The following is a 10,250-nucleotide window of genomic DNA, read 5'->3' on the forward strand; positions in this document are numbered from 1 at the left end:
GCACGTACGCACCGCCCGCCTTCACGATCCCCAGGATCCCCACCACCATCTCCACGGAGCGCTCCACCGCGATGCCCACCAGCACCTCGGGGCCCACGCCCTGTGCCATCAGGTGATGTGCAAGGCGGTTCGCCCTTGCGTTGAGTTCGCCGTAGCTCAGGGTCTCTTCACCGAACACCAGCGCCGTTGCATCGGGGTGCTGCTTCGCTTGACGCTCGATCAGGCGATGAACAGGCTCCACGTCTCCGTGGCGCTCCGGGTTCTCGCTCCATGCACGCAGTTCCTCGCGCTCAGACACCCCGAGCATCGCTACATCACCCATCGACTGTTGCGGCCGCTCGGCCAGCGCCTCCAGCACCGCGAGGTAGTGATCCGCCATCCGCCCGATGGTCTGCGGCGCGAACAGCTCCTCGGCATAGCTGAAGCTCGCCCGCACGCGGCCGTCGGCACTCTCGCTGGTTTCCAGCGTCAGCTCGAATTGCGCAGCTTGCGGTCCGAGGTCGCATTCGGTCAGCGTGAGCCCCGGCAGGTTCTGCAGCGCCTTCAGGTCGCCACGCTGGTGGTTGAACATGACCTGGAACAGCGGGCTGGTACTCAGGCTGCGCTCGGGCTGCAGCGCCTCCACCAGCTGCTCGAACGGGAGGTCCTGATGGGCTTGCGCACCCAGCGCGGCATCCTTGGCACGCAGGAGCACCTGCGCCAGGCTCTGGCGGCCATCGAGCTCGTTGCGCAGCACCTGCGTGTTGACGAAGAAGCCGATCACGCTCTCGGTCTCGGCGCGGTGTCGATTGGCAATCGGAACACCCACGCGAATGTCCAGTTCGCCGGTGTATCGGCTGAGCAGCACCTGGAAGCCTGCAAGCAACCCCATGAACAGCGTCGCACCGTGACCTTGCAGGCGTCGGTGCAGTCGCTGCACCAGGTCACCCGGCAGTTCAAAGCCATGCCGCACGGCGCTGTAGCGGCCGTCAGCCTTTCTTGCATGGTCGACAGGCAGCTGCAGCACGGACTGTCCGGCGCCGAGATGCTGCGTCCAGTAAGCCAGCTGACGCTCACGCTCGCCGGCTTCGAGCCAATCGCGCTGCCATGCGGCGTAGTCGGCGTACTGGATCGGCAGGGAGGACAGCTCCGCCTCCATGCCGCGCACGCGCGCGCTGTACTGCGCCACGAATTCGTCGACGATGACCTGCATCGACCAACCGTCGGACACGATGTGGTGCATCACCACGACGAGCATGTGCTCCTCGGGCGCCAGGCGGATCAGGCCGACCCGCAGCAGCGGGCCTTCGGCCAGGTCGAAAGGCGTGTGACCCAGGCGCAGGGCTTCCTCCCTGCTGCGTGCTTCGCGCTCCTGTGCGATGCCCAGTGCCGCGAGATCGAGCACGGCGATGTCGAGCGGCGCGGCTTCGCGGATCAGTTGCCGGGCCAGGCCTTGTGAGTCGGTGCGGAACACGGTGCGCAGCGATTCGTGACGCTGCACCAGCGCGTCGAAGCTCGCGCGCACGGCTTCCACGTCGAGCCTGCCTTCCAGCTTCAGCGCACCGCTGATGTGGTACGCGGTGCTCGACGGATCGAGTTGCCACAGGAACCACTGACGCATCTGTGCATGGGACAGTGCCAGGGTGCCGGCGCGCTGTTCGGCCGTCAGAACGGGGATGGTCGGCGTCATTGAAGACTGGCCGGCGCCGATCGCCTGGGCGATGCGCGACAGGCTCTGGTGCTCGAACACCTGCCGGGGATTCAGTTGCACTCCGGCCCTGGCGGCTCGTGCCGTGACCTTGAGGCTGAGGATGGAGTCGCCGCCGAGTTCGAAGAAGTTGTCGTTGCGGCCTATGCGAGCCACTCCGAGGACTTCGGACCAGATCGATGCCAGGGTCTGCTCGACTTCGCCTTCCGGCGCCTCGTACGCCCTGTCGCTCGTGAACTCCGGCGCAGGCAGCGCCTTGCGGTCCACCTTCCCGTTCGCGTTCAGCGGCAGCGCTTCCAGCACCACCAGCACGCTCGGGACCATGTAGTCCGGCAGCGCCTCTCCCAGCTTCTGCTTGAGCACTGCCGTGTCGATGCCATTGCCCGAGACATAGCCCACGAGCCTCGTGCCCACCGGCCCCTCGTTCGCAACCACGACTGCTTCCCTGACCTCCGCTTGGGCCTGCAACCCCGCCTCGATCTCCCCCAGCTCGATGCGGAAGCCCCGCACCTTCACTTGGTGGTCGATCCGCCCCAGGTACTCCAGCTGACCCTCGTTGTTCCACCGCACCAAGTCTCCCGTGCGGTACAGGCGCTGCCCCTTGTCCGTTGCGATGAAGCGCTCGGCCGTAAGTCCTGCGCGCTTCAGGTAGCCCCGTGCGAGGTTGATGCCCCCCAGGTACAGCTCTCCCGCCACACCCGCAGGAACCTCGTTCAGGCTCCCGTCCAGCACGTACGCCTGCGTGTCGCTGATCGGACGGCCGATCGGCACTTGGCTGCTGCCATCGTCCCGGCACGTCCACTGCGTCACATGGATCGTCGTCTCCGTCGGGCCGTACAGGTTCTGCAGCGTCGCACCACTGAGGCGCTGAAGTGCTTCTCTCTGCGTGGCTGCAGGCATCGCCTCCCCGCCGCAGATGATGTGCTTGAGATTCGTTGTCGCCTCGATCCCCTCGTACGCCAGGAATGCCTGCAGCATCGAGGGCACGAAGTTCAGCGTCGTGATCTGGTGTTTCTGGATCAGTTCGACCAGCCGCACCGGGTCGCGGTGGTCGCCCGGGTTGGCAATGACCAGTCTTGCACCCGAGGTCAGCGGCCAGAACATCTCCCAGACGGACACGTCGAAGCCGAAGGGGGCCTTGTGCAGCACCGTGTCGGCACCAGCCAGGGTGTAGAACTCCTGCATCCAGGCCATGCAGCTGAAGAGCGCCTCATGGCGGATGGCTGCGCCCTTCGGGCGGCCCGTGGAGCCGGACGTGTAGATCACGTAGGCCAGGTGTTCGCCGTGCAAGGGGACTTGCGGATCGGCGTCGGATTCGAATGACGTATCGAGAGTGTCGAGTTCGAGGACCTGAAGCGTTTGAACACCCGGGATCAGCGAGCGCAGGTGGCGCTGGGTCAGCAGCAATGCGATGCCGCTGTCTTCCACCATGTAGGACAGGCGGTCCGCAGGGTACTCGGGGTCCAGGGGCACGTAGGCGCCTCCTGCTTTGAGCACTGCCAAGATGCCCACCATCATCTCGACAGAGCGTTCCACGCAGAGGCCGACCAGCACATCGGGGCCCACGCCAAGAGAAATCAGGCGGTGCGCAAGGCGGTTCGCGCGGGCATTGAGTTCGCCGTAGCTCAGAGCCTCGTCGCCGAAAACCAGCGCGGGAGCCTGCGGCTTGAGCCTTGCATGTGCCTCGATCTGCCGGTGCACAGGCTGGGCATCCACGTGGCAACGTGCGTTCTCGCTCCACGCCGCGAGCTGCGCGCGCTCCACAGCCCCCACCAGCACCACATCCCCCACCGCCTGCTGCGGCTGCTCGACCAGCGCCCGCAGCACCGACAGGTAGTGCCCTGCCATCCGCTCCACTGTCTCCCGGTCGAACAGCTCCGAGGCGTAGAGAAGCGTCGCCTCCACACTGCCGTCCTCGAGTTCCAGCGTCTGCAGCGTCAGCTCGAACTGTGCGTCCTCTTCCTCGAAGTCCAGCCGCTGCACAGACACGCCCGGCCACTCGGCCAGCGAGCGATGGTCGCGCCGGACGTGATTGAACATCACCTGGAACAGCGGATTCGCACTGAGGCTGCGTTCGGGCCGCAATGCCCCGACCAGTTGCTCGAACGGCAGATCCTGGTGAGTCTGCGCACCGATCGCCGTGTCGCGCGTCTGCACGAACAGCTCCTCCAGCGTCATGCGCGCATCGATGCGCGCGCGCAGCACCTGCGTGTTGACGAAGAAGCCCACGACGCCCGCCGTCTCCGCCCGGTTGCGGTTGGCAATGGGCACGCCGACGCGCGCATCGGTCTGCCCCGTGTGCCGGAACAGCAGCGCATTGAAGCCCGCGAGCAGCGTCATGAACAGCGTCGCGCCCTGCCCCTGGGCCTGCTGGCGCAGCCGTGAGACGGTATCGGCCGGCAGCGCGACAGTGACGCGCGCCGAGCCGTAGCGGCCATCGGCATTGCGCGGCCGGTCGGTGTGCAGCGAGATCACCGGCTGCTCCGCGCCCAGGTGATCGCGCCACCAGGCGAGCTGACGCTCGCCCTCGCCGCCTTCGAGCCACCGGTTCTGCCAGACGGCGTAGTCGGCGTACTGCACAGGCAGCGCAGGCTGCTCCAGCGAGCGCTTCTGCACGCGTGCAGCGTACTGGGCAGCCAATTCGTCCAGCGTGAGCTGCACCGACCAGCCGTCCGACACGATGTGGTGCATCACGACCAGCAGCTGATGCGTCTGCGCGCCGGTCTTCAGCAGCACGGTACGCATCAGCGGACCGCGCGTGAGGTCGAAGGGCTCGGTGCGGATGCCGCGCACCTCACGATCGATGGCCACCTCGCGTGCCGTCGTATCCAGCGTGCTCAGGTCGATGCACGGCAGCGAGACCGCCAGGGTCTCCAGGATGACCTGCTCCGCCTCGCCATCGCCTTCCTCGCGAAAGACGGTACGCAGCGACTCGTGGCGGTCGATCAGCGCCTGCACGCTAGCGCGCAGGGCCTCGATGTCCAGGTGCCCCGTGAGCACCAGCCCACCGCTCAGGTGGTAGGCCGTGCGGCCCGGGTCCAGCTTCCACAGGAACCACTGGCGGCGCTGGGCGAAGGACAGCGGTGCGCGATCTTTCTGCGGACGCGGGGGAATGGCGCTCCCGGCTTCGCGCGCGCCGGCCACGCTTGCGCCACGCAGTCGCGCCTGCAATTTGGCGCGTTGTTCGGCGCTCAGGCTGGCGCGGCGTGCGGAGATATCCTGGATTTCGGGCATGACGGTGCTTGTTTCAGACGGTGGCGGCATCGGCCGGGTCTTTGTTCTCGCTGCTTTCGCCGTTCTCGATCTCTTCGATCAGGCGGGTCTCGACCAGCAGGGCCAGGTCGGCGATGGTTGGCGCCTTGAAGAAGGCGGCCGGGTGAAGTTCGATCTCGTAGGCCTTGCGCACGCGCGCCAGGATCTGGATGGCGAGCAGCGAGTCGCCGCCGAGCTCGAACAGGTTGTCGTGAATGCCGACGGCGGTGATGCCGAGCATGTCCTGCCAGACGGCGGCAAGGCCGGTTTCGAGATCGCCGTCGGGCGCGACGTAGGGCGTGTCGAGCGCAGGACGCGGATGGTTGCGCCGGCCGGCGCGTACCGCATGGGCCAGGGGGCCGGACTCGATCAGCTCCAGCATTCCGCTGTCCAGTTCGCCGAGGCGCTGCGTCAGGTCGGTCGTGGAGATCACCACCTGGGAGAACGCCGGGCCGTTGACGATGCGCTCCAGCACCAGCGCGCCTTCGGGGCCGTCCATGCCGACGCCTTCGGGCAGCACCATGCCCGCGGCCATGCCTAGGTCGCGCCAGGCGTCCCAGTTGACCGAGAAGACGGCGTGGCGGGCGCTGCGCTGCTCCTGCGCGGCCAAGGCATCGAGGTACGCGTTGGCCGCGGCGTAGTCGCTCATGCCCAGGCCGCCGGCCATGGCGGAAATGGACGAACAGAAGAGCACGAAATCGAGTGCGTCTTCGCGCACCGCTTCGAGCAGCGCCTGCGTGCCGCGCAGCTTGGGTGCGAACACGGCATCGACCATGGCACGCGTGCGCTGGCCGATCATCCCGCTGTTGGCATGGCCTGCCGTGTGGATCACGCCGTGGATGGCGCCGAAGCGCTGTCGCGCCTGCGCGGCGGCTGCCTGCATCTGCGCCGCATCGGCCACGTCCGCCGACAGCGCGAGCACTTCGCCGCCCAGCGCTTCGAGTTCGAGCAGCTGCAGCAGCTTCTGGCGCAGTGCCGCCGGCTGCTCGGGCGATGCGGCCAGCGCCTCCCAAGTGCTGCGCTCGGGCAGCGGGGTACGCCCGAACAGCACCAGCTTCGCCTGCCACGACTTCGCAAGGTGCCGCGCCACCGAGAGCCCCACACCGCCGAGGCCGCCGGTGATCAGGTAGACGCCGTGCGTGCGCAGCCGCTGCTGCGGTCCGGCGCCCGGTGCCGGCAGCGCCAGCGGCTCGTAGCCCTTCACCCAGCGATGCGGGCCGCGATACGCCACCAGCGGTTCGTCGTGACGCGCCGGCATGTCGGCCGCAAGCTGCCTCACCAGCCACGTCTCCGCGTCGCTGCCGGGCACGGGCAGCACCACGTCGGTCACGTTGCAATCGATGTGCGGATATTCCTGGCCGACCACCTTGGCAAGGCTGAACAGCGTGGCCTTCTCGGGGCACAGGGGCTCCAGCCCGCTGACGTCTTCCATCTGGTTGGTGACGACCTGGATCGCCAGCTTGCGCTCGCTGCCGGCCGACGCGCTGTCGAGTGCCTGTGCGAGGGCCAGCAGGCTGAAGAAGCCGCGCTCCAGCATCTGGTCCGACTGCGAAGGCGCCGCGAGCTCGTCGTCCACGCTCCACAGGTGATAGATCTTCGAGACCGGCCCCAGCTCGGCCTGCACCTTGCGCAGCACCTGCTCGTGGTCGGCGCGCTCGCCAGGACGCACCGCGTAGTGGCGCGGGCTGATCTCGACGAAGCCAGGGCCCTGCTCCACCCAAACCACGGGGTGCGTCTCGGCATCCTGGTGCAGGTGACGGATCAGGCTGTCGGTGAGGCTGCGCGTTTCACCGAACACCAGCGTGCACGTGCCCGCCGGTGCGGGCGTCTGCACAGGCTGCAGCGGTTCGGTGCGCTTCCAGGTGGGCACGTAGAACGCATCGGTCGCTGCTGCTGCCGCACCGGCCCTGGTGCCGCCCTCGAAAGAGCCGGCCTCGACCCAGTAAGACTGGCGCTGGAACGGATAGGTCGGCAGCGGCACCTGGCGACGCGGCTGGCCCGCGCGGCAGGCGGCCCAGTCGATCTCCACGCCGGCGCACCAGAGCGCGCCCGTCACGCTGGCCAGTTGCCGCTCGTTGCGGGCCTGCTGCTGCGGATGCGCCTGGCTCGCCCAGATGCCTGCGGCCGACGCAGCCAGCGGATGCTGGCGCGCGAGGCCGGCCAGCGTTTCGCCCGGGCCCACTTCGAGCACGACACGCCCGGCCACGCCGAGCAGCACGGCCAGTCCATCAGCGAAGCGCACGGTGCCGCGCAGATGGCTCCCCCAATAAGCCGGATCCATCGCCTGCTCGGGCGTGATGGGCTTGCCGGTCACGTTGGAGATGAACGGAATGCGCGGCGCATGGCGCGGCACCGAGGCAACCACCTGCTGCAGCTCCGCCACGATGGACTCGGTCATGGCCGAGTGGGAGGCGATGGCGACATGCAGGCGGCGCGGCAGCAGCCCCTGGGCAGACAGCTGCTTCTCGGCCGCCTCGATGGCCTGCAACGGCCCCGCGAGCACGCACAGCTGCTCGCCGTTGATCGCGGCGATGTCGCAGCCGGCCTGAAGGAACGGCGCAAGCTCTGCCTCGGTCAGCGCGATGGCCGTCATCGCGCCGGCGGGCATCGACTGCATCAGGCGGCCGCGCGCGGTGACGATGCGCAGCGCGTCTTCCAGGCTGAACACGCCGGCCAGGCAGGCGGCCACGTACTCGCCCAGGCTGTGGCCCAGCATCACGGCGGGCCGCACGCCGCGCGCCATCCAGGCGCGGGCCATCGCGTACTCGACGATGAACAGCACCGGCTGCGTGTATTCGATGCACGACAGCTTGTGGTCGGCTGCGGCTTCGGCGCCGGCCGCCGGGTACAGCAGCTGGCGCAGGTCCATGCCCATCGCATCGTTCAGCAGTGCGCAGCAGCGATCGACCTCGCCGCGGAACACCGGGTCGTCGCGGTACAGCGCAGAGCCCATGTTGGCGTGCTGCGTGCCCCCGCCGGGGAAAAGGAAGGCGACCTCGGGCGCGGTGGCCGGCGCGCGCATCACCTGCTCGAAGCTGCCCTCGAGCGACAGCAGCGTCTGCGCGGCCATGGCGTTGCCGTTGGCGACGATGGCCGCGCGCAGCGGCTGCGCGCGACGGCCGCTCTGCAGTGTGTGCGCGATATCGGCAAGCGCCTGGTCGCTCGCCGCTTCGAGGTGTCGGCCCAATTGCTGGCCGGCTTGCTGTAGCGCGGCGGCGTTCTGCGCCGACAGCGGCAGCACCTGCCAGCTGGACGAGCTCTCGGCCTGCTTCGCTGCAGGCGCCTCTTCGAGCACCACATGCACATTGGTGCCGCCGATGCCGAACGAACTGACTCCCGCACGGCGCGGCGTAGCGCCCGCAGGCCATGCCTTGGTGGCGGCGTTGACGTAGAACGGGCTCGCCGCGAAATCGATCTGTGGATTGGGCCGCTCGAAATGCAGGCTCGCCGGCAGCGTCTTGTGCTTCAACGCCATCACCGTCTTGATGAGGCCGGTGACGCCGGCCGCCGCATCGAGGTGGCCCACGTTGGTCTTGACCGAGCCGATGGCGCAGTAGCCGGTGCGATTGGAATCGGCCAGGAAGGCCTGCGTCAGCGCGGCGAGCTCGATGGGGTCGCCAAGCACCGTGCCCGTGCCATGGGCCTCGATATAGCCCACGGATTCGGCGGCCACGCCCGCAATCAGCTGCGCCGCGCGGATCGCCTCGGCCTGGCCGTTCACGCTGGGCGCGGTGAAGCCGACCTTGTCGGCGCCGTCGTTGTTGGCGGCAGTGCCCTTGATGACGGCATGGATGGTGTCGCCGTCGCGCAGAGCGTCGTCGAGGCGCTTGAGCACCACGAGGCCCGCGCCGCTGCCGATCACCGTGCCCGCGGCCTTTTCGTCGAAGGCGCGGCAGTGGCCATCGGGCGACAGGATCGCGCCGGCCTGGTAGAGGTAGCCGTTGTCCTGCAGCAGGTTGAGCCAGACGCCGCCGGCCAGTGCCATGTCGCAGTCGTAGCCCAGCAGCGACTGGCAGGCGGTGTGCACCGCGGCCAGAGAGGTCGAGCAGGCGGTCTGCACCGTGACAGCCGGGCCGCGCAGGTTGAGCTTGTAGGCCACGCGGGTGCACAGCGATCCGCCCGAGTTGCCGCTCATGAGGCCCAGCAGGTCGGCGATGCCGCGTCCATCGCCCAGGCCGAACGCGGGCAGCAGGTGCCGCATGAGGTACAGGTTGGGGCCCTCGCCCGCGTAGACGCCGATCTTGCCCGGCCAGGTGTGGGCGTCGCAGCCGGCATGCTCGAGCGCGGCCCACGCGCACTCCAGGAAGATGCGCTGCTGCGGGTCGAGGTACTCGGCCTCGCGCGGCGAATAGCCGAAGAAGCCGGCGTCGAACTGGTCGAAGCCCTTGAACTGGACGCCCGCCTTCACATAGGCGGGGTCGTCGAGCAGTTCCTGCGAAATGCCTCGGGCGCGCAGTTGCTCGTCGGTGAAGCCGGCCACGGACTCCACGCCGTCGCGGATGTTGCGCCAGAAAGCATCGACATCGTCGGCGCCCGGAAAGCGCCCCGCCATGCCGACGATGGCGATCTCGATGCCGGTGGCGGCCGCGTCGGCCTGCCCGGCCTGTTCGTTGAGGGTGTTCATCAGTTGACTCTTTCCGCGGATTTGCGACGTTGAAGCAAGGCGGCGCGCTGGCGCAGCGCACGGTCGTCGCCGGCCGTGGGCGACGACGCCGCGGGTGCGGCGGCGCCGCGCTCCATCCACTGGGCCAGCGAACCGACCGTGGGGTACTTGAAAAGCTGGACCAGGGCGACGGTGGTGCGAAGCCTGTCTTCGAGAAGGCGGTGCACGCGGACCAGCAGCAGCGAATGCCCGCCGAGGTCGAAGAAGTTGTCGTGAATGCCGACCTTCTCCATCTGCAGCACTTCGGCCCAGATGGCGGCGATGGTTTCGGCGATGGGGCCTTGCGGGGCTTCGTAGGGTTTGTCGCTGGTGATGGCGGGGATGGGGAGTGCCTTGCGGTCCACCTTCCCGTTCGCGTTCAGCGGCAGTGCTTCCAGCACCACCAGCACGCTCGGGACCATGTAGTCCGGCAACGCTTCTCCCAGCTTCTGCTTGAGGACCGCGGTGTCGATTCCGTTGCCCGAGACGTAGCCCACGAGCCTCGTACCCGCCGGACCTTCGTTCGCCACCACGACTGCTTCTCTGACCTCCGCTTGGGCCTGCAGCCCCGCCTCGATCTCCCCCAGCTCGATGCGGAACCCCCGCACCTTCACCTGATGGTCGATCCGGCCCAGGTACTCCAGCTGACCCTCGTTGTTCCACCGCACC

General features: G+C 68.3%; 3 protein-coding genes. All 3 read right to left on the reverse strand.

Annotated elements, in window-relative coordinates; genetic code table 11:
* A partial coding sequence (locus EJO71_RS34020) for a non-ribosomal peptide synthetase (protein ID WP_126053807.1) occupies nucleotides 1-4,921 on the reverse strand: 4,921 nt, incomplete at its 3' end.
* A 13-nt stretch (nucleotides 4,922-4,934) separates the two neighbouring features.
* The gene (locus tag EJO71_RS34025) at nucleotides 4,935-9,563 is read right to left on the reverse strand and encodes a type I polyketide synthase (RefSeq protein WP_125953049.1); all 4,629 of its coding nucleotides are present in this window, start codon (nucleotides 9,561-9,563) and stop codon (nucleotides 4,935-4,937) included.
* A partial coding sequence (locus EJO71_RS34030; protein ID WP_240651611.1) for a phosphopantetheine-binding protein occupies nucleotides 9,563-10,250 on the reverse strand: 688 nt, incomplete at its 5' end. The genes EJO71_RS34025 and EJO71_RS34030, both read right to left, overlap by 1 nt.

The sequence above is a fragment of the Variovorax sp. 679 genome (assembly GCF_003952185.1).
Taxonomy (GTDB): Bacteria; Pseudomonadota; Gammaproteobacteria; order Burkholderiales; family Burkholderiaceae_C; genus Variovorax.

What these genes read in the sequence shown, in the direction of transcription:
- EJO71_RS34025 (WP_125953049.1), bottom strand. Translation starts at nt 9,563, where the DNA reads ATGAACACCCTCAACGAACAGGCCGGGCAGGCCGACGCGGCCGCCACC.